This is a genomic window from Mammaliicoccus sp. I-M35, from assembly GCF_022386455.1.
Taxonomy (GTDB): Bacteria; Bacillota; Bacilli; order Staphylococcales; family Staphylococcaceae; genus Mammaliicoccus; species Mammaliicoccus sciuri_A.
In genome coordinates this window covers 13,591-35,726 of record NZ_JAJNIL010000006.1, presented here as the reverse complement: position 1 = coordinate 35,726, position 22,136 = coordinate 13,591, and the positions used below count along the sequence as shown (strand labels likewise).

General features: G+C 32.6%; 19 protein-coding genes. 6 read left to right on the top strand and 13 right to left on the bottom strand.

Annotated elements, in window-relative coordinates; genetic code table 11:
- Positions 1-26: 26 nt before the first annotated feature.
- From LQ679_RS07950 to opp3b, 9 genes are all read right to left on the bottom strand, one after another.
- Entirely contained in the window at positions 27-1,667 is a 1,641-nt protein-coding gene (locus LQ679_RS07950) for a peptide ABC transporter substrate-binding protein (protein WP_159315233.1), read from the bottom strand.
- A gap of 140 nt (positions 1,668-1,807) precedes the next feature.
- A complete protein-coding gene (locus LQ679_RS07945) occupies positions 1,808-2,521 on the bottom strand; it encodes an ATP-binding cassette domain-containing protein (RefSeq protein ID WP_159315234.1) in 714 nt (237 codons plus the stop codon).
- A gap of 11 nt (positions 2,522-2,532) precedes the next feature.
- Entirely contained in the window at positions 2,533-3,243 is a 711-nt protein-coding gene (locus LQ679_RS07940) for a hypothetical protein (protein WP_204258326.1), read from the bottom strand.
- A gap of 162 nt (positions 3,244-3,405) precedes the next feature.
- The gene (locus tag LQ679_RS07935; RefSeq protein WP_159315236.1) at positions 3,406-5,061 is read right to left on the bottom strand and encodes a peptide ABC transporter substrate-binding protein; all 1,656 of its coding nucleotides are present in this window, start codon (positions 5,059-5,061) and stop codon (positions 3,406-3,408) included.
- An 89-nt stretch (positions 5,062-5,150) separates the two neighbouring features.
- Entirely contained in the window at positions 5,151-6,821 is a 1,671-nt protein-coding gene (locus tag LQ679_RS07930) for a peptide ABC transporter substrate-binding protein (RefSeq protein WP_037588875.1), read from the bottom strand.
- A 147-nt stretch (positions 6,822-6,968) separates the two neighbouring features.
- Positions 6,969-7,934 (bottom strand): ABC transporter ATP-binding protein, encoded by a 966-nt coding sequence (locus LQ679_RS07925; RefSeq protein WP_025905681.1) that lies wholly within the window; start codon positions 7,932-7,934, stop codon positions 6,969-6,971.
- Complete coding sequence (locus tag LQ679_RS07920) at positions 7,934-9,007, bottom strand: ABC transporter ATP-binding protein (RefSeq protein ID WP_037588873.1); 1,074 nt, start codon at positions 9,005-9,007, stop codon at positions 7,934-7,936. Before LQ679_RS07920 ends, LQ679_RS07925 begins: the two co-directional genes overlap by 1 nt.
- A 14-nt stretch (positions 9,008-9,021) precedes the next feature.
- Positions 9,022-10,092 carry an oligopeptide ABC transporter permease gene (opp3C, locus tag LQ679_RS07915; protein ID WP_037588872.1) on the bottom strand — a complete coding sequence of 357 codons (1,071 nt, stop codon included), beginning with the start codon at positions 10,090-10,092 and terminating at the stop codon, positions 9,022-9,024.
- The gene (opp3b, locus tag LQ679_RS07910) at positions 10,092-11,018 is read right to left on the bottom strand and encodes an oligopeptide ABC transporter permease (RefSeq protein ID WP_025905684.1); all 927 of its coding nucleotides are present in this window, start codon (positions 11,016-11,018) and stop codon (positions 10,092-10,094) included. Before opp3b ends, opp3C begins: the two co-directional genes overlap by 1 nt.
- Positions 11,019-11,399: 381 nt before the next feature.
- Here opp3b and LQ679_RS07905 point away from each other — a divergent pair, with 381 nt between their 5' ends.
- A complete protein-coding gene (locus tag LQ679_RS07905; RefSeq protein WP_025905685.1) occupies positions 11,400-11,771 on the top strand; it encodes a DUF3899 domain-containing protein in 372 nt (123 codons plus the stop codon).
- Between the two features lie 65 nt (positions 11,772-11,836).
- On the opposite strand, the gene fabF is transcribed toward LQ679_RS07905, so the two are convergent.
- Positions 11,837-13,081 (bottom strand): beta-ketoacyl-ACP synthase II, encoded by a 1,245-nt coding sequence (gene fabF, locus LQ679_RS07900; protein WP_239762374.1) that lies wholly within the window; start codon positions 13,079-13,081, stop codon positions 11,837-11,839.
- 14 nt (positions 13,082-13,095) lie between these two features.
- Positions 13,096-14,037: a beta-ketoacyl-ACP synthase III gene (locus tag LQ679_RS07895; protein ID WP_037588870.1), complete on the bottom strand. Its 942-nt coding sequence runs from the start codon at positions 14,035-14,037 to the stop codon at positions 13,096-13,098.
- Between the two features lie 186 nt (positions 14,038-14,223).
- Here LQ679_RS07895 and LQ679_RS07890 point away from each other — a divergent pair, with 186 nt between their 5' ends.
- On the top strand, positions 14,224-14,427 hold the full coding sequence (locus LQ679_RS07890) for a YjzD family protein (RefSeq protein ID WP_025905688.1): 204 nt from the start codon (positions 14,224-14,226) through the stop codon (positions 14,425-14,427).
- A gap of 694 nt (positions 14,428-15,121) precedes the next feature.
- Here the strand turns inward: LQ679_RS07890 and clpB are convergent.
- Entirely contained in the window at positions 15,122-17,719 is a 2,598-nt protein-coding gene (gene clpB / locus LQ679_RS07885; protein ID WP_025905689.1) for an ATP-dependent chaperone ClpB, read from the bottom strand.
- Between the two features lie 170 nt (positions 17,720-17,889).
- Between clpB and LQ679_RS07880 the strand changes: the two genes are divergently transcribed.
- The gene (locus LQ679_RS07880; RefSeq protein ID WP_159315239.1) at positions 17,890-18,582 is read left to right on the top strand and encodes a Crp/Fnr family transcriptional regulator; all 693 of its coding nucleotides are present in this window, start codon (positions 17,890-17,892) and stop codon (positions 18,580-18,582) included.
- A 72-nt stretch (positions 18,583-18,654) separates the two neighbouring features.
- Here LQ679_RS07880 and LQ679_RS07875 read toward each other — a convergent pair whose 3' ends face one another.
- Entirely contained in the window at positions 18,655-18,963 is a 309-nt protein-coding gene (locus tag LQ679_RS07875; protein WP_037588867.1) for a metal-sulfur cluster assembly factor, read from the bottom strand.
- Positions 18,964-19,082: 119 nt separating this feature from the next.
- Between LQ679_RS07875 and LQ679_RS07870 the strand changes: the two genes are divergently transcribed.
- From LQ679_RS07870 to LQ679_RS07860, 3 genes are read left to right on the top strand one after another with little or no spacing between them, the layout of a single operon-like run.
- Complete coding sequence (locus LQ679_RS07870) at positions 19,083-19,895, top strand: Cof-type HAD-IIB family hydrolase (RefSeq protein ID WP_037588866.1); 813 nt, start codon at positions 19,083-19,085, stop codon at positions 19,893-19,895.
- A 12-nt stretch (positions 19,896-19,907) separates the two neighbouring features.
- Complete coding sequence (locus LQ679_RS07865; protein WP_025905694.1) at positions 19,908-20,753, top strand: DegV family protein; 846 nt, start codon at positions 19,908-19,910, stop codon at positions 20,751-20,753.
- A gap of 6 nt (positions 20,754-20,759) precedes the next feature.
- A complete protein-coding gene (locus LQ679_RS07860) occupies positions 20,760-22,091 on the top strand; it encodes a CoA-disulfide reductase (RefSeq protein ID WP_159315240.1) in 1,332 nt (443 codons plus the stop codon).
- Positions 22,092-22,136 lie beyond the last annotated feature (45 nt).

The following is a 22,136-nucleotide window of genomic DNA, read 5'->3' as shown; positions in this document are numbered from 1 at the left end:
TTATATTTAGTTAAACTACCTATTTGTTACTTTTGAACATAAGCATGTTTTAAATCTGTATCTCCACCAAACTTATGTCTTTCAATATCTTTCACATAACTTTGCGTTAATCTTGCATTACCTTGTTGATAAATAGGCACAATAACCGCTTCATCTAACAATAATGATTCAGCATCTTGCATAGCTTCAACACGTTCTTGTTCTTTATCTAACAATTTATCTCCCGCATCATTAATTTTGCTATCATATTCTTTGTTTTTCCAACCAGTTTCATTCATCACATTATCGCTTGTAAATAATTCTAAGAATGTCATAGCATCTGGGTAATCAGGACCCCATCTACCGAATGAAATTTGATAATCCATGTTCGCTTCTAGTTTTAATTTTTGCTTGTAAGGCTGTTGTTTAACTTTAATTGTCACGCCTGGTAAGTTTTGCTCAATTTGCTCTTTAAAGTATTCAGCATCTTTTTTAGCGTTATCTTGGTCATACGTTAATAATTCAAAAGTAAATTCATCTTTACCAAGTTCTTTCTTAGCAGCTTCTAAATGTTTCTTAGCTTCTGCTTTATTGAATTTATTATCTGATTTAACACCTTTAGTATAGTCTTCTCCTTTAGTATCCTTTACGAATTCTGTAGGTACTAATGAGTTTGCTGCTTTAGAACCATTGTTTAAATTACTCTTAACATATTGTTCTCTATCAATTGATTGCGCAATTGCCATTCTTAAATCTTTATTTTTGAATTCAGGTACATCTTTTTGATTCATTCTCATAAAGTAAACTCTTGATTCAAGTTCTGTGTTATAAGCTTTATCTTTTTCATATTTCTTAACATTTTCAGCTGGGATAAGTGCCTCATCTACATCCCCTGCATTATACATGTTTAGAGCTGTTTGAGGTTCTTTAACAACTTTAAAATTCACACTATCTAGTTTCACATTACCTTTATCCCAATATTCTTTGTTCTTAGTTAAAGTATAATTATCTTCTGTCTTCCAGTCAGATAACGTAAATGGTCCATTGTATAGTGTATCTTCAGCAGTTGTACCGTATTTATCGCCTTTTTCTTTTACGAATTTTTCATTTTGCGGTAAAAATGAACCAAATGACAATAATTCTTGGTAATAAGGTAATTCACGATTAAGTTTAATTTCTAATGTCTTATCATCAATCGCTTTAACACCTAATTCTTCAGGTTTCTTGTCACCTTTATTAATATCTTCAGCATTTTCAATATCAAACATAATAAATGCATATTCAGAAGCAGTCTTTGGATCAACTAATTTACGCCAAGCATATACGAAATCATGTGCAGTAACTTCATCTCCATTCGACCACTTTGCATCTCTTAATTCAATCGTCCAAGTCAAACCGTCTTTAGACTTTTTAGGATCACCCTTTGCAATACCCGGAATTGCTTTGTCATTTTTATCTAACTTATACAACCCTTCCATCGTATTATTTAATGCATCAAAAGACACAGCATCAGTTGCTAAAGATGAATCCATTGATGGAATATCCGAAATAGAAATTAATCGTAACTTTTTACCATCCCCTGCAGAACCGCCACTTTTATCCTTTCCGTTTCCACCACTACATGCCGATAAAAGTAAAATTATCGACAGAAAAACTAAAAAACTCCACCTTGCATGTTTGTTTTTCATAAACATTTCCCCTTATTCAATTTTTGAAAATTCAGTCATTTCTGAACTTTCTTCAATTATAATGTTAATTTGTTTATGTCGCAACATAAGTTATCAAGTTGATAGCAATAATATTTTACAAATTAAAATTAAGAGGAAAACTAGTAATTATTTATACCTATAGTATTTTCAAAAGCCACATCTGGATTTTGAGTATGATTTAATTCTAACCACTTGTCATAGTTTCCTTCATATACGATTTCTCCATGATCTATAAATATGATATGTGGATTTAAATGAACTAAATCTTGTAATTGATGAGTGGCTAATAGACAAATTTTACCTTTATGTATTAATGACTGTAATTTTTCCATTATCATTTTCCTAGATACTGGATCAACACCACTCGTTGGTTCGTCAAATAAGAACAGCTTTCTATCCAAGTTTGAAAAAATCACTGTTAACAGCCATTTAGTTTCTCCAAATGACATCTTCCCTATTTTCATTTTTAATAAATGATCATATTTCTCTTTTTCGATGTTGGATAAACCTTTATAAAAATGATCTTTGAACTTCTTTTTTTCATCCTTAGGAATAATGCCTAAAAATAACTTTATAAGGTCTTCTCCAGTATTATTTGGTGCGTAATAATTATATTGTGTAAGAAATGAAATATCATTCAATTTCGGCATATTGATTTCATCGCATTCTGCTTTTAAATGATTCGTTATACAATCGAATAAAGTTGTTTTACCAGCTCCATTCATACCTATTAATACATTTAATCTGTCTCGTTTTAGATCAAACGAAATATTTGAAAGTACAGCTTTATCACTATTTTTGTATGTATATTTTAAATTTTTTACATAGTACATGTAACTCATCCTTATCTAATAATTTTAGAATTAATATCTAATTTTATAAGTGCATATAAACCAATTACGACATAAAGTACGTAGATTATAGGAATCATCATGCTAAAATGATTAAAACCAAGAACAATCAATTCCCCTAATTTATAAAGGAAATGTAACGGATTAATCCATTCCAATCCAAAGAGTTGCATATTGACAATGTAAAATAATGCAATTGAAAGTATCGTTGAAATAGTAGCGATAGAACTTGCTTTAAAAGGCAATGACGTTACTACTAAGAATATAAATGATATAGGAATGATTAAAAGTATATAAATAAAGGCATATAATAAAATTTTCAAACTAAAGAGTTTAAATAAAGCCATAAATAGAATGGATATAACACTTATGCTTATAGATAAAATTAAGATTTGAGATACTAATATTGCCAATATAAATGGATACTTGGACCCTGCCAACATAACATAACTTTTCAGTGCGCCAACTTCTCTAATATTTGCAATTTCAACTGCAATGCCATTAAGTAATATCAGGATTGTCATAAATGACCAAAATTGAACTAATAATATTTCCTTATCTTCAATAGTCTTGACACTATTTTGATAAACTGAAAAATTAATGATAATCATTAGAATCGGAAAAATTAGCGTCCAAACTAAAGTAATCCTATCTTTCAATATCGATTTTAAATTAAATACAAGAAAAGAATTAAGTTGATTCATAGTTCCCTCCAATTAGCTTTTAAAAGCGTGAATTTTCTGACTTTATTTAGTTTAATTATATATAAAGTCTATTTCAGTATCAATAAAGTGTTAAAAATTTACAAAATAAATAGGGATATAAAATCCATACACAAATGGTTTTTATATCCCTTTTAAATTAATTTATTTAGCGCCTTCTATTTCGACACCTTTTAATGTGTAATCTCCACCGTATTTATGGTTTTGCCAATTTTTAATATATGGTTGTCTCAATCTTGCAGACCCTGTTTGGAATAATGGAGATATGGATGCTGAATCTAAAAATTCTGATTCTGCATCTTGTAATGCTTTAATACGTTTATCGCTATTTTCTGGTTTCAACATTTCATCTGAATTGGCTTCTTCTAATGCTTTATCATATGCTTTGTTAGCATATCCTGTTTGGTTATGCGGTGAATCAGACGTAAATAAATCTAAGAATGTTGTTGGATCTGGATAATCTGGGAACCAACCTGCAAATGAAATATCAAAGTCTTTTTTAGACTCAAGTGCGAGTTTTTGTTTAAATGGTTGTTGTTTAATTTTTAAAGTAACACCAGGTAAATTTTTCTCTACTTGTTCTTTGACAAATTCTCCTGCTTTTTTAGATTCATCTTCATCATACGTTAGCAATTCAATTGTAAATTTATCTTTACCTAAGTCTTTTTTCGCTTGTTCAAGATGTTCTTTTGCTTCTTTTTTATTATAGCTCAGTGACGATTTCACACCTTCTGTATAATCTTTATCATCGCTATCTTTCACAAAGTCTTTAATCATTAATGTATCTAATGGTTTAGATCCATTATTCAACAACGAATTCACATATGATTTCTTATCGATTGATTTCGCAATTGCTTTTCTTAAATCTTCATTTTTTAAATTCTCATTTTTCTCTTTATTAATTCTAAAGAAGTAACTTCCTGATGTTGCTTCAGTAGAAAAATCTTCTCTGTCTTTATATTTTTTTATGTTTTGCGCATCTAAACCAACCATGTCTAACTTACCTGTTTGATACATATTAATGGCTGTTTGCGTATTTTTAACTACTTTAACGTTCACGTCTTGAACTTTGACTTTATCTTTATCCCAATATTCATCGTTCTTTTCAAGCTTCCATTTATCTTCTGGTTTCCACTCTGTTAATTTATATGGTCCATTAGATAATGTTGTCTTAGCTGTTGTTCCAAATTTGTCACCTTGCTTTTTAACAAACTTTTCATTTTGAGGCATGTATGAACCGAATGCTAATAAACTTTCCATCCAAGGCACATCTTTAATGAGTTTAATTTGAAGCGTATGATCATCAATCGCTTTAACACCTAATTCTTCAGGCTTTTTTTCACCTTGCGTAATGTCTTTTGCATTCTCTATATTTTCAAACATATAGGCAAATTCTGCAGCTGTATCTGGGTCCACTGATCTTTGCCATGCATATACGAAGTCATGTGCAGTTACTGGATCTCCGTTAGACCATTTTGCGTTATCTCTTAATTCAATTGTCCATGTTTTCCCATCGCTAGACTTTTTAGGTTTATCTTTTGCAACGCCTGGTATAGGTTTGTCATTTTTATCTAATACATATAAGCCTTCTAGCGTTTGAGCAAAAGTTGTAAATGAAACTTGGTCAGCTGCTAATGATGGATCCATAGTTGGTATATCATCCCCTGATGATAAATTAAGCTCATTTTTAGATTTGGATTGTTTAATATTACTGCCTTTTTCATCTTTATCATTACTACACGCTGACATAATAAGCATCAATGAGACAACTATCATAAATATGACTTTATACTTTTTCATTTTTAATGCGCCTCCTCATTATTGTGTCAAACATCTTGAATATATAAAGAAAAGCAATCAATGTTTCCATTGATTGCTTTCATTCACTTTTATTTAGCTCCAGCGATTTCTACTTCTTTAAGTGAGTAGTCTCCACCGAATTTATGTGGTTGCCAGTTTTTAACGTAAGGTTGACGTAAACGTGCAACACCTTGTTGGTAAAGTGGCCCAATTGAAGCTGAGTCTAAGAATTTAGTTTCAGCATCTTGTAATAATTTAGTACGTTTTTCACTATTTTCATCTTTTAACATTTCATCAGAATTAGCTTCTTCTAATGCTTTATCGTACTCATCATTTGAATATCCTGTTTGGTTATGTGGACTATTTTTCTTAAATAAATCTAAGAATGTAGTTGAGTCTGGATAGTCAGGACCCCAACCAGCAAATGAAATGTCATAATCGCCTTTAGATTCTAATGCTAATTTTTGTTTGAAAGGTTGTTGTTTGATTTTTAAAGTTACACCTGGTAAGTTTTTCTCAACTTGCTCTTTAACGAACTCAGCTGCTTTTTTAGATTCATCAGCATCATAAGTTAATAACTCGATGTTGAATTTATCTTTACCAGTTGCTTTTTTAGCTTTTTCTAATAATTTCTTAGCTTCCTCTTTGTCATAATTTAATGGAGATTTAACGCCATCGATGTAGTCTTTACCGTCTTCATCTTTAACGAAATCTTTAACCATTAATTTATCTGAAGGAACAGAACCATTATTTAATAATGATTTAACATATTGTTCTTTATCAATAGATTTTGCGAATGCTTTTCTTAAATCTTCATTTGCTAAATCTTTATTCTTAGTTTTGTTAATTCTAAAGAAATAGTTAGAAGAGTTTAATTGAGTAGAGAAGTCTTCTCTATCTTTGTATTTTGTAACGTTTGAAGCATCTAATCCAACAGTATCTAATTTACCAGTTTGGTACATGTTAATAGCTGTTTGTACTTCTTTTACAACTTTATAGTTAACTTCTTTAAGTTTAACTTTGTCTTTATCCCAATATTCTTTGTTTGGTACAAGCTTCCAGTTATCTTCAGTTTTCCATTCTTTCATGATGAATGGACCGTTTGATAATGTAGCATCAGCAGTAGTCCCGAATTTCTTACCTTGCTTCTCAACGAATTTTTCGTTTTGAGGCATGAATGAACCGAAAGCAAATAGACTTTGCATCCACGGAACGTCTTTAATTAATTTAACTTCTAAAGTATGATCATCAATTGCTTTAACACCTAATTCTTCAGGTTTTTTCTTACCTGCAGTGATGTCTTTAGCATTCTCGATGTTTTCAAACATGTATGCATATTCTGCAGCTGTGTCTGGATCAACAGTTCTTTGCCAAGCATAAACGAAGTCATGCGCTGTTACTGGATCACCATTTGACCATTTTGCATTGTCTCTTAATTTGATAGTCCAAGTTTTACCGTCTGCAGATTTTTCAGGATCTGCTTTTGCAACACCTGGTGCAGGATTATCATCTTTATCTAATACATATAATCCTTCTAAAGTTTGGTTAAACGTAAAGAATGATACTTGGTCTGTTGCTAAAGATGAATCCATAGTTGGAATATCTGATGATGAAGATAAGTTTAAGACGTTTTCAGATTTTTCGCTCTTAACGCCGCCTTTACCACCTTCGTCACTTTTAGAACCGCCACCACTACATGCTGCTAACGTTAAAACAGCTGCAACGAGTATTGACAATAAAACCGAAATCTTCTTCCTCATATAGCTTTTCCCCCTTGTTTTCTTTCCCCTGAGTAATCAGAAGAGTTATTATAATTATATTTTAAAAATGCATGAATAACAACAAAAATTCACACAATTTTCAAACAATTGTTAAAATGCGATTAACCTAGATTAAAAAACTATAATTTATGCTTCAGTTAAATCAAAGTCTTTATTATAGTTGGCTTTCTTCTCAGCAAATTCTTTTTCAGAACAATATACAAAGTGATCCGGACCTACTTCTCTTAATTCTAGTTTGTCGTCGTCTTCATATTTATGTATATCTGGATTATATGAAGATCTTGTTCTTGTTCGTTCAGAATCAGGATCTGGTAATGGAATCGCTGATAACAATGATTTAGTATATTCATGTTGAGGATGCTTATAAATTTGGTCAGATGGTCCAAGTTCAACCAATTTACCAAAGTACATTACACCGATTCTATCTGAAATATATTTAACCATTGATAAATCATGCGCGATGAATAAGAACGTAATACCTTTTTCATCTTGTAGCTTTTGCATTAAGTTAACAACTTGTGCTTGAATCGAAACGTCAAGTGCAGAGATAGGTTCATCTGCAATAATGAATTCTGGTTCAACAGCTAGTGCACGCGCAATTCCTAACCTTTGTCTTTGTCCACCAGAGAACTCATGTGGATATCTATTCGCATGCTCTTTATTTAAACCAACTGTTTCAAGTAATTCGTAAACACGTTTTTTTCTTTCTTCTTTACTTGAAACGAGTTTGTGAACATCTAAACCTTCAGCAATAATATCCATAACTTTAAGACGTGGATTTAACGATGCATATGGATCTTGGAAAATCATTTGCATACGACGATTAAATCGTAATAAGTCTTTACGCTTTTTGATATTTTGTATATCAACGTTATCAAAGATGACTTTCCCGTCAGTTGCATCATATAGTTTAATAAGTGTGCGTCCTGTTGTGGATTTACCACAACCAGACTCACCAACTAAACCTAATGTTTCACCTTTAAAGATTTGAAATGAGATGTCATCTACCGCTCTTACCTCATTTTTCTTACCTACGTTGAAATATTGCTTTAAATTTTGAACATCAATCAGTACTTCTTTTTTATCAGCCATTAGAACGTCACCCTTTCTACACGTTTTGGCTTGTCAAATTGATCTGGTGTTGCTTTTTGTTTTAATTTAACAGCTTCTGGTAATTCTACTTTAGGTGCTCTTTCATCTAACAACCATGACTTCACAAAGTGTGTAGGTGAAATTTGGAACCAAGGTGGCTCTTCCTTAAAGTCAATATCTAAGGCATATTCACTACGTCTAGCAAAAGCATCTCCAACAGGTGGCTTGATTAAATCTGGTGGTGTACCAGGTATAGCCAAAAGCTCTGTTTCATGAGATGTTTCTAAACTTGGCATTGATGATAGTAAGCCCCATGTGTATGGATGTTTAGGATTATAGAAAATTTCATCAACAGAACCTGTTTCTACTATTTGTCCACCATACATAACTGCTACTCTATCTGCCACGTTTGCTACCACACCTAAGTCATGTGTAATAAAGATAATAGAAGTATCTATTTTATGTTGTAATTCTTTCATTAATTCTAAGATTTGTGCTTGAATCGTTACGTCTAATGCTGTTGTAGGTTCATCCGCAATTAAGATTTTAGGGTCACAAGCTAATGCTGTCGCAATAACAATCCTTTGTCTTTGACCACCTGAGAATTGGTGAGGATAGTTATTAAACCTTTCTTTTGCTTTCGGTAAACCTACTAAATTTAAAATATCTAATGCGCGCTTTTTCGCATCTTGTTTAGATAATTTTTGATGCTTAATAAGTGGTTCCATGACTTGCTTACCAATTTTCATTGTTGGATTGAGTGAAGTCATAGGATCTTGGAATATCATACCGATCTCTTTACCACGAATTTTCTGCATTTCTTTTTCGCTTAATTTTGCAATATCTTTCCCGTCAAATAAGATAGAACCGTCTTTAATTCTACCTACTTTTCTAGGCAATAAACGTGTTAATGCTTTAGTCGTAACAGATTTACCTGAACCTGATTCACCAACTATTGCAAGTGTTTCCCCTTTATCTAAATAAAAGTCTACACCTCTTACTGCTTGTACTTCCCCCGCGTCAATGTCGAAGGAAACATGTAAGTTATTTACTTCTAATATTCTCTTAGCCATAATTAATTTCCTCCTTATTTACGCATTTTAGGGTCAAACGCATCTCTTAAACCATCACTGAATAAGTAGAAGAATAAGATTAATAAACTTAATACTGTTGCTGGTACGAATAATTCATGTGGGTAAATCAGCAACATTTTTCTACCTGTATCAACTAATGAACCTAGTGATGCTTGTGGTGCTGGAATACCTAATCCAATGAAGCTTAAGAATGCTTCGAAGAAAATTGCACTTGGAACTGTAAACATAGACGTTACAATAATTGGGCCAAGTGTATTCGGTAAAATATGTTTAAAGATTAATTTAAAGTTAGAAACCCCTAATGTTCTAGATGCCATTACGAATTCTTGTTCTTTAATTTTCAAGAATTGTCCACGTACAATACGACTCATACCGAGCCAACCTGTTACAGACATGGCTAAAATAATTGTCCATATAGATGGATCAAATAGTAATACGAATAAAATTACGACGATTAAGTTTGGAATAGAAGAAAGTATTTCTACGATACGTTGTAAAATATCATCTATTCTTCCTCCGAAGTAACCTGATACAGCACCGTAAATGACACCGATAAAGATATCTAGAGCTGCTGCTACAAGACCGATGAATAAGGATACTTGTGTACCTCTCCAAGTACGTGTCCATAAGTCACGTCCAAGTTCATCTGTACCGAACCAGTAATTTTCTTGAACGTTTTGACTTTCATATAAGTCAAAACCATCTCTATCTGTACCATCAAATGGTAAGAACGGAACTTTATCTAATACTGGAATTTTCGGTGGTAAGTTCGCATGTGAAACGTTTTGATCACTAAATTTATGATCATTCATTAATGGTCCTACTAAAGAAATAACTGTCAGTAAGATAAGGAATATTAAACCAACAATCGCTAGTCTATTCCCTACAAGTTGTTTCCAAGCATCTTGCCAGAATGTACGACTTTTTCTTTCGAATTTTTCTTCTACTACTTTATCTCTACCATGTAATACGAAGCTTTCTGCTGGCATACCTTGTGTTGAGTGTGTAACAGAGGCGTTATCATAACCGCTATTATTTAACTTGTTATCATCATTATTAGCCATTATTTTTTACCTCCTTCAACACGGATTCTTGGATCTACTAATCCGTAAAGTACATCAACTAAAAAGATTGAAATAATAAATAAGAAACTGAATAGTAATGTTAAAGCCATAATGACTGGATAGTCATTTGTTTGAATTGATCGAACGAATTGGTCACCTAGACCAGGAACGCCGAATATATTTTCAATTGTCAAAGTACCTGTTAAGATACCTGCTAACATTGGAACTATAATCGTAATGATTGGAATTAATCCATTACGTACTGCATGTCCAAAGATAACACGTGCACTTGACATCCCCTTAGCTCTTGCTAATTCTATGTAATCAGAACTTAGGACCTCAATCATTTCAGAACGAATATAACGAGCAATTGTTGCTGTTACACCTGCTGCTAACGCAATTGATGGTAATACAGCAGTCATAAATCCACTCCAACCTGCTACAGGGAAGATTTGCCATTCAACAGCAAATACATATTGTAGTAGTACAGCTAGAACGAATGATGGAACTGAAATAAATATCACCGATAGGAAGGTAGCCCCATAGTCTACTATTGTGTTTTGCCTGATTGCAGCAACTATACCTAATAATAAACCAGTAATAGTTCCTAAAATCATCGCATATGTACCCATTTCTACAGATGGTCCAAGTCTAGGTTTAATTAAACTCCAAACCTCTCTGTTATCGTATTGGAATGAAATACCAAAATCACCTTTCGCGACATTTTTTAAATAGTTCGCGTATTGTACTGGTACAGGATCATTCAGACCATACTTTTCATTTATAATAACCTTCTGCTCTTCTGATAATTTCTCATCGTTGTACGGTGAACCCGGTAACAATTTCATTAAGAAAAATGTTATCGTCATAATTAAAAACAATGATATGAACATATAAATAATACGTTTCAAAGTATATCTAACCATTGTTTTGCCTCCAATCCCCTTATCGAATTCATATTTCTTTTAATATTCAGAAATATTTATATACATTATACAGAATTTATACAATGTAAATCAACACGAATATTCAGAATTTTGAATATGAAAGTGTTCAAAATAGTAGATTATTTTATTACGATAAAGCGACAACGCGATATCGATATACACTTTATTAGCATAAATATACAACAAATGTTTACTAATTACCTATTTTTTCTAATTTTCAGTCATTTACTATGTAGTCACATACAATAATTATACATAAGTAAAATTACACTTATTTTTTTATTAAGTTCCACAAAACATAAATATTTTTTTCTAATCTGTTATAATACACTTAAATCTAATGATAAGAGGTAGGTAATAATGAAATTTTGGGGTATTTTTACTATAGGTTATATTGGCCTATTCGCTGTCCTTTGTCTTATCTTTTTAAAAGACCTAGATCAAGCAGCTAATATATACTTTTACATCATGACAATTGCTTTTGCAGCTAGTTGGATTGTTGCGATGAAACAAGATGGCGTTGGAGAAGTTTCTAGACAAGCAGTTCGGAAGTTTAATTTTCATATGAAGTCTAAAGCGTCACAAGATTATTTGAAAGACGATGAAATCATGAATCCAAATATGAAAGAACTACATTTAAAAGAAAGAACAATACATAACTGGGTATTACCTTTTGTCGTATTAAGTACATTATTTTTTATTATCTCAATCTTTCTAGGGTTTATCGTTTAATATTTTTTAAAATAAAAAGCAGAAACACCAACTTTCCATTGGTATTTCTGCTTTATTTTTATGATCTATTTTTGATATTTTTTGAAGACTAATACTGCATTATGTCCACCAAAGCCTAAGCTGTTACTCATAGCGTACTCAATATCTAATTTAGCCGCTTCATTAGGCGTATAGTCTAAATCGATTTCTGGATCTGGTGTGTTTGCATTAATTGTCGGAGCGACAATACTATTTTCAATTGATAAAGCCGTTAAGATTGATTCAACTGCACCAGTTGCACCAAGTAAATGACCCATCATTGATTTAGTTGAACTTATTTTTAAGTTCTTAGCTGCATCACCGAAAGTAGATTTAATAGCTAATACTTCATATAAATCACCAATTGGTGTACTTGTACCGTGTGCATTTAAATATTGGATATCTTCTGGATTAATACCAGCATCTTTAATGGCTGCTTGCATTGCACGAGCACCGCCTTCTCCATTTGGAGATGGAGCTGTTATATGGAATGCATCCCCAGTTGATCCATATCCTACAACCTCAGCATAAATATGTGCACCACGTGCTTCAGCTGATTCTAATGATTCTAATACAACTACACCAGCACCTTCACCCATGATAAAGCCATCTCTTCCTTCTTGGAAAGGACGACAAGCTGTATTTTTGTCAGGATTTGTAGATAATGCTTTATTCGCACTGAAACCTGCAATAGCCATTTCTGTTATAGGTGCCTCTGTACCACCAGCTAACATAACATCAGCATCACCACGTTGGATGATTTTAAATGCATCTCCTATAGAGTTTGTACCTGTTGCACAAGCCGTAACTGTACAACCATTTGGTCCTTTAGCGCCTATATCTATAGATACTTGACCAGTTGCCATATCTGGAATCATCATTGGTACGAAGAAAGGACTTACACGTTTTGGACCACGTTTTAAAAGCATATTGTGTGAGTATTCGAATGTTTCCATACCACCAATACCTGAACCAATCCAAACACCTACACGATGACTATTTTCATCTGTAATTTCATATTTAGAATCTTTTAAAGCTTCACGCGCAGCAACAATTGCATATTGCGTGAATCTGTCCATTTTACGAGCATCTTTTTTCGGAATATGATCATCAATATTGAAGTCTTTCAATTCACCCGCTAATTTAGCTGGAAATTCAGAAACATCAATCCTTGTTACTTCGTCTATGCCGTTTTTACCGTTAATTGCATTTTCCCAAGTTGTAGGCACGTCATTTCCTAAAGGATTTAATGTACCTAAACCAGTCATTACAACACGTTTTTTCTCTGTCATTATCCAATTTCCTCCTATTTACCCCAGCGTAACGTTATGGCACCCCAAGTCAGTCCGCCACCAAATCCAACTAGGACTATTGTATCGTTATCTTTTATTTTACCTTGTTCTAATTCATATGCAATACTTAAGGGTATTGAAGCTGCAGATGTATTCCCGTATCTATCTACAGTTACACTCATCTTCTCTTTAGAAATACCTAATCTTTCACGAGCAGATTCCATAATTCTAATATTCGCTTGATGTGGTACAAACATATCGATGTCATCTGATTGTAGACCTGCTTTTTCTACTGCTTTAGTAGAAGCTTCACCCATAATTCTAACTGCAAACTTAAAGACTTCTCGTCCATTCATTTGGATTGTATTAGCATCCATATCTTGATATAGGTGTGGTCCACCATTACCATCTGAACCAAGCTCAACACTTAGTATACCTTTACCTTCTGATACTTCGCCAATGATAGCTGCGCCAGCACCATCTCCAAATAATATAGCTGTACTTCTGTCATTCATATCTGTAATTTTCGTTAGTTTATCAGCACCAACTACTAATACATTTTTATAAAGACCAGATTGTACAAATTGTTGTGCAGTTACTATACCATAAATAAAACCAGTACATGCAGCAAGTTGATCCATAGAAGGTACTTTATTTAAACCTAATCTTTTCTGTAACGTTGTAGCTACAGTTGGAAATGGTTTATCCCCTGTTGACGTTGCTACGATAATCATTTCGATTTCTTCTTTATCTAGACCTGAATCTTCAATCGCTCTTACCGCAGCTTCGTATGCCAAATCACTTGTATCTTCAGTATCATCAGCAAAACGTCTTTCTTTTATACCTGTCATTTTTGTAATCCATTCATCTGATGTATCTAAATAACTTTCAAAATGTTCATTTTTTACCACGCGTTTAGGCGCATATGCACCAAAACCTTTTATACCAATATCCATTATATTGACACCTTCTTATAATCTGTTGTTATTATCAGGTACTAATTTAACATACTTATACCATTATACACAAGCACAGACTCACTTTTAAAAATATTTAAATCGTTTTCATCATATAAGGTATACAATTTATAAAAAGTTAATTATAATGAATGATATGACATTAACAGTTACGGAGGATAAAAAATGCAATACATCTTAACTTTTATATGGGCATTCTTATTATCACAAATGATAAACTTTGTTTTACATAGTTTAGGCGGTTCAGATGAAGCGCTAAATTTTGTTAGTCCAACTATTTATGCAATCATTTTTACAGTTGTTATTATTCTTTTAGATGCATTAGTTGGTAAATCTTCTTCTGACAAACAAAGTACACAACATTCATAAAAAAATCCCGTCAATTATGAGGCGGGATTTTTTGTTTATATTAGACCATATGATTTTTAGGTTATATTCATGGTGTGAATGTGGGCGTTGCGAACACTTCTCGACAAACTTGTTCATAACGAGGGCGTTGCGAACACTTCTTACCAAACTTGTTTATAACGAGGGCGTTGTGAACACTTCTTACCAAACTTGTTCATAACGGGGGCGTTAGTTACAAAACTCGGTTAAACTGTAACTAAGAGCGGCTATAATTACAAAACTCGGCCGAAGTGTTACTAAGGATACCCATAGTTACAAATCTCGGCCGAAGTGTTACTAAGACACTCGTTATTTGCACTTCTAATCAAAACTGCTAATAACGACCTCAGTATTTGCACTTCTAACCGAAACTGCTAATAACGACCTCAGTATTTGCACTTCTAACCGAAACTGCTAATAACGCACCCAGTATTTGCACTTCTAACCGAAACTGCTAATAACGCACCCACTATTTGCACTTCTAATCAAAACTGCTAATAACGATACCAGTATTTGCACTTCTTACCAAAACTGCTAATAACGTACCCAGTATTTGCACTTCTAACCGAAACTGCTAATAACAACCTCAGTATTTGCACTTCTCACCTAACTTGCTAATTACTACCTTTTACACATAACCAAAAAAATCCCGCCAATTACATGACGGGATTCATTATTATGCATTTACTTCAAATTTAACTTCACCATCTACTAAGTGTACGTTTACTATTGTACCTTCTTTTAATTCTTGACCGATCATTAATCTTGCTAATGGTGTTTCAATTTGTCTTTGTACAAATCGTTTTAATGGTCTTGCACCAAATTGTGGTTCATATGCTTCTTCAGCTATCCACTCTTTCACATCTTGGTCTACACTCACTTTGATGTGTTGATCTACTAATCGAATGTTTAAGTTTGTAATAATATGATCTACGATATGACTCATATCTTTAATAGATAATGGTTTGAATAGTACGATATCGTCCATTCTGTTTAATATTTCTGGTTTAAAGTAAGCATGTAAGCTGTCGTCTACTTGTTTTTTAGCTGATTCTTCAATTTCACCATTTTCAGTAACACCATCTAATAAATATTGTGAACCAATATTACTTGTCATAATGATAATTGTATTTTTAAAATCAACACTGCGACCTTTTGCATCTGTTAATCTACCTTCATCTAATAATTGAAGTAATACGTTAAACACATCATTGTGTGCTTTTTCAATTTCATCTAATAAAATAACTGAATATGGTTGTCTTCTAACCGCTTCTGTTAATTGGCCACCTTCTTCATAACCTACATAACCTGGAGGCGCACCAATTAAACGTGCAACAGAGTGTTTTTCCATATATTCACTCATATCAATTCTGATCATATGTTTTTCAGAATCAAATAATGTTGCTGCTAATGTCTTAGCTAATTCAGTTTTACCGACACCAGTAGGACCTAAGAATAAGAAACTACCAATTGGTCTATTTGGGTCTTTAATACCTGCTCTTGCTCTTACAACAGCATCTGACACTAGATCTACTGCTTCATCTTGACCGACAACTCTTTCATGTAGAATGTCTGAAAGTTTAAGTAATTTTTCTCTTTCAGTTTCAACAAGTCTTGATACTGGAATACCTGTCCATTGACTGACGATATAACCAATTTCTTCATCTGTTACAACTTCTCTTATAAGTCGGTCATGATCAGAGCCTGTTTCTTCAGCAAATGCTTCTTCTAATTCTTTTAATTCTGCTTCTATTTGTGGAATCTTGCCGTGTTTAAGTTCTGCTGCTTTAGCTAAATCATATTGATTTTCTGCATTTTCAAGCGCTTGTTTACTTTCATCTAATTCTGCTCTTTTATCTTGTAATGATTTGATTTGTTCTTTCTCTTGTTCAACTTTACTTTGTAATTGTTGTTGTTTTTCTTTTTCATCGGCTAATTCTTTTTGTAATTCTTCTAGACGAATTTGACTGCTTTGGTCAGATTCTGATTTAAGTGCATTTTCTTCAATTTCTAACTGCATGACACGTCTATTTACAGCATCTAATTCAGTTGGATTAGAACCCATTTCTGTACGTATTGTTGCACAAGCTTGGTCTACTAAATCTATCGCTTTATCTGGTAAGAATCTATCTGTAATATATCTATCTGATAATTCAGTTGCTGCTACTAACGCTCTATCTTGAATACGAACACCATGGTGTACTTCATATCTTTCTTTCAAACCTCTTAAAATTGATATAGTATCTTCTAAGTCAGGTTCTTTAACATTTACTTTTTGGAAACGTCTTTCTAATGCTGAGTCTTTTTCAATGTATTGACGATATTCATTTAAAGTTGTTGCACCGATACAGTGTAACTCACCTCGTGCTAACATTGGTTTAAGCATGTTACCTGCATCCATTGCACCGTCTGTTTTACCTGCACCAACTAGCATATGAATTTCATCAATGAATAATAAAATTCTTCCTTCAGATTCTTTAACTTCTTTTAAGACTGCTTTTAATCTTTCTTCAAATTCACCGCGGAATTTGGCACCAGCAACCAATGCTGATAAATCTAATTCAAAAATTGTTTTATCTAATAGTGATTCAGGAACATCTCTTTTAACAATTCGTTGAGCAAGTCCTTCTACAATGGCTGTTTTACCAACACCAGGCTCACCTATTAATACTGGGTTATTTTTAGTTTTTCTACTTAATATACGAATCGTATTACGAATTTCCTCATCTCTACCGATTACAGGATCCATTTTCCCTTTTCGAACTTCTTCGACTAAATCTCTACCGTATTTAGATAATGCTTCATATTGTACTTCAGGATTTTGTGATGTCACACGATTCCCTCCTCTTATTTTATTAATAATTTCATTAACGACTTCTTTTTTGTTACCTACAATATCGATTGTTGTTTGGTCAACTTCGATAGCTGCTTTTAAGATATGCTCCATAGACATATAGTCATCTTGCATTTCTTCTTTAATTTTATCTGCTTTATTAAATAATTCATTAAGCTTTGGCGAAATATATTGTCCATATTGGACGTTATCACCTTTAACTACAGAATATTGTTTTAACTTTTGTTCATATTTATCTTTTAAAATTTCTGTATCAATATTTGCTCTTTCTAGCGTTCTTTTATAAATACTTTCATCTTCATTTAATGCTGCAAGTAATACAGCTTCTATTTCAATATTTTGTAGTTGATATGATTGTGATAATTGTTGTGCTTGTTCAATTGCACTTTGTACGGAATATGTCATCTGATTAATATCCAAATGTATCACCTCTTTAAATTTTCAACGGTCAATAGTTTGACTATCTTTGACCTTAATTTGATTATATACCTTTTGACCTTCTTTGACAAATATAAAGCACCAAAATTACAAACCTTTTTTATGACATTTTATGGTAAACTATAATTGAAATCATAAGGGGAAGTGATCTTTTGCAAACTACATATACAGAAGCAACTTCAATTATTGAGTATATTATTCAACATGGTCAACGACACCATTTTGATGCCCACCATTATATATACCATACTGGAGACTTATGTAATCATATTTATGTAATTGTAGAGGGAAAAGTCATTACACATCGCGTAATGGAAGACGGGAAAGAATTTAATACTAAACTATTAGGCAGACATAGTATTTTCGGTTCGACAACATTATTTTGTGGAAGAAAGACACATAGCCTTTCAGCAAGAGTAAAAGAAGCAGCTGTCGTATTTAGTATTCCTAAAGTACAATTCGAAGAAGCCATTTTAAACGATGAAGTACTTAAATATGAATGGTTACTGTGGGTACAAAATGAAAACGAAAAAAATGAATATCAAATTAGAGATGTCTACACACTTGGAAAAACGGGTGCATTCTATTCAATATTGATTAAATTAGCAAATACTTATGGCATACAAGATGGTAATAACATTTTGATAAATGTAGATTTAACCAATCATGAATTAGCTAATTTTTGTAATGTAACAAGAGAAAGTGTTAACCGTATGTTGAGTAATTTAAAGAAAGAGAAAATCGTCTCCATCAATCATAAGAAAATCACCATACACGACTTAGATTATTTAAAGAGAGCCATCAATTGCGAAAATTGTCCTTTATCCATATGTAGGATAGAATAAGACAACTATAAACAACAAAAGCAGTAGAGCTGCATGTTCTAAACATGATGCTCTACTGCTTTTTGATTACTTTTAGCTTACACCTAATGCAATTTTAGCGTAACGTGACATTTTGTCTTTGCCCCAAGGTGGATTCCAGACAATGTTAACTTCTGTTTCTTTAATTTCAGGTAATTCTGCTAATGCAGTTTTAACCTGATCTATAATTTGTGGCCCCATTGGACAACCCATAGAAGTTAAAGTCATTTCTACTGTGCATAATCCTTCGTCGTCTAAGTCAACGTTATATACAAGACCTAAGTTAACTATGTCAATTCCTAGTTCAGGGTCAATTACATTCTCAAGTGCACCGATAATACTATCTTTCATTGCTTCTTCCATATTTTCACCTCATTCTAAAAGTTACTATATATAATATATCAAATTTAAAGCATGGGTTAAAGAAAATGATATGATATTATTGTATGTATCATAAAGAAAAATGGTAAGGAGTTATCGATATGGAAAAACATTTAATTTGTTTAGATTTAGATGGCACATTATTAAACGATGAAAAGCGCATCTCACCTTTTACTAAAAAAGTATTACAGTATTTAAAAAAATCCGGTCATGAAATTATGATTTCAACTGGTAGACCATATCGAGCAAGTGTGGATTATTACAATGCAATGAATATGAATACCCCTATCATTAATTTCAATGGTGCTTATATTCATCATCCAACAGATAATAGGTTCCCAACGAAACATGAACAATTTGATACGCGTATCGCATACAAAATTTATAAAGATATTAGTCAACTTGATATTAAAAATATTATTGCTGAAGTTAAAGACCAAGTGTATATCAACAACTATGATCAATCATTATTTGAAGGTTTCAGCATGGGCAATCCTGAAATAAAATATGGAGAACTTGATCAATTACTTCCTGAATCTCCTACGAGTCTATTAATTCAAGCAGAAGAAAGTGAGATTCCACGAATTAAAAGACATTTAAATAAGCACTATGCTGAATTTATAGAACATCGTCGTTGGGGCGCTCCATTTCCTGTTATTGAAATTGTTAAAAAGGGTATTAACAAAGGTAAAGCGGTAAAATATGTCGCTGAATATTTAGATATAGATTTTGATAATATTATTGCTTTTGGTGATGAAGATAATGATTTTGAAATGATTCAATTTGCCAATTATGGTATCGCAATGGGAAATGCTATTCCAGAACTTAAAGAAATTGCAACAGAAGTTACAGACACTAATAATAATGATGGTATCGGAAAATACTTAAACAAACATTTTGACTTAAATATGTAAGGGGATTTTTACATGAAAATGATCGTGGATAGTGGTTCAGATTTAACGTTATCACAAATTGAAGAAAAAGGATTTTACTTCTTACCTTTCGGAATTGTCATTGATGATCAAAATAAAGTTGATCAATATGAAATCTCAAACGAAGAAGTATTAGCAGCAATTAAAAACAATAAACATCCAAAGACGAATCAAGCTACTATGGAACAAATGACAAAAGTATTTACTGAAGTTGCAGAAAAGAAAGAACAAGCTATTTACTTAGCTTTTAGTAGTGCTTTAAGTGGGACATATCAAACAGCTTGTTTAGTTAAAGAACAAGTGAAAGAAACATACCCAGACCTTGATTTAACAATATATGACACATTAAGTGCATCAATGGGATGCGGTAAATTAATTCTCGATGTACAAGATAAAATTGAACAGTCCTATACTTTTGAAGAGCTTGATGCTTATATTAAAGAGCGAATTGATAAAATTAGACATCTATTTACAGTTAAAGATTTAAACTATTTAGCTAGTGGTGGCAGACTTTCTAAAGGACAAGCATTTTTAGGTAATTTATTAAATATTAAGCCACTCCTTCATGTTGAAGAAGGTAAACTTGTTCCGATTGAGAAGCATCGAGGTTCTAAAAAATTATGGCATGCCATTATAGATAAGATGAAAAAAGAAAATAGTGATTACTCTGATGACATTATTTATATGACACATGCTGATGATATTGAAGAAGCAGAAAAAATTAAAGCACTGATACAATCAAATCTTTCACCTAAAGATGTTGTCATTTCAAATATTGGTCCAGTTATATGTTCACACACTGGTAGTGGCACAGTCGCCATATTCTATTATAAGGAGTGATGGTAAGTGGCTAAAATTATCGTAATCGGTGCAGTTGCTGGAGGCGCAACAGTTGCATCGCAAATTCGACGACTTGATCCGGATAGCGACATTACAGTTTATGAAAAAGATAGAGATATGAGCTTTGCAAACTGTGGCCTTCCCTATTATTTAGGAGAAGTCGTAGAAGATAGAGATATGATGTTATCAGCAACACCTGAACAATTTAAAGACAAAAAGCATATTACAATTAAAACTTATCATGAAGCGATCGAATTAAATGATGCTAAAAAAACAATCACGATTAAAAATCATGAAACTGGTGAAATTTTTGAAGATGCATATGACAAACTCATTTTAAGTCCGGGATGTCGTGCAAGACATTTAGATTTTCAATCTGACCGTGTATTCACTTTAAGAAACTTAGTAGATACTGACAAAATAGAAGACTTTATTCAAAAAGAAAATGTCCAATCTGCATTAATTGTCGGTGCTGGTTATGTGAGTTTAGAAATTTTGGAGAACTTATATAATAGAAATATCGAGACAACTTTGATACATCGTAGCGACCACATTAATAAGAGTATGGATAAAGATTTAAATAAAGTCATATTTGATGAGTTAGAAAAACGACATATTCCTTATAGATTAAATGAAGAAATTGCAGATATTTCAGGACGAGAAGTAACTTTTAAATCCGGTAAAACAGAGTCATATGACATAGTCATTACTGGTGTCGGAATTGAACCGAATAGTGATTGGTTAAAATCATCTTCACTTAAATTAAATGAAAAAGGCTATATTCCAGTAAATGAATATTTCGAAACGAATTTAGATGATGTATATGCATTAGGTGATGTGATTGAAACATTCTATAGACATACAAAGAAACCAACTAGTGTCACTTTAGCTTGGGGTGCCCATAGAGCAGCAGCATTAATCGCCGAAAATATTACATCAAATTCATCAAGTCCTAAAGCTACTTTCAAAGGTTTACTTGGTACAAATATAGTAAAAATGTTTGATTATGCATTAGGTAGTGTTGGTGTTTCAGAAAGTGAACTCTCAAATTATGATTATGAGGTAGTTGAACAAACTCAAAAACAACATGCTGGCTATTATCCAAGTGCCGAACCACTTACATTACGCGTTTATTTTGATAAAGTAACACGCAAAATATTACGTGCATGTGCAGTCGGTAAAGATGGTGCTGATAAACGAATTGATATCTTAGCTACAGCAATAATAGGAGACCTAACTGTAGACGAACTCCGTGATATAGAGATCGCTTACGCACCACCATTCTCTAGTCCAAAAGATATTGTTAATATGATTGGTTATAAAGCACAATCAAAATAAAAGCATGTGAATTTTAATAGAGCGACCCGAAAACGATGTTTTTCG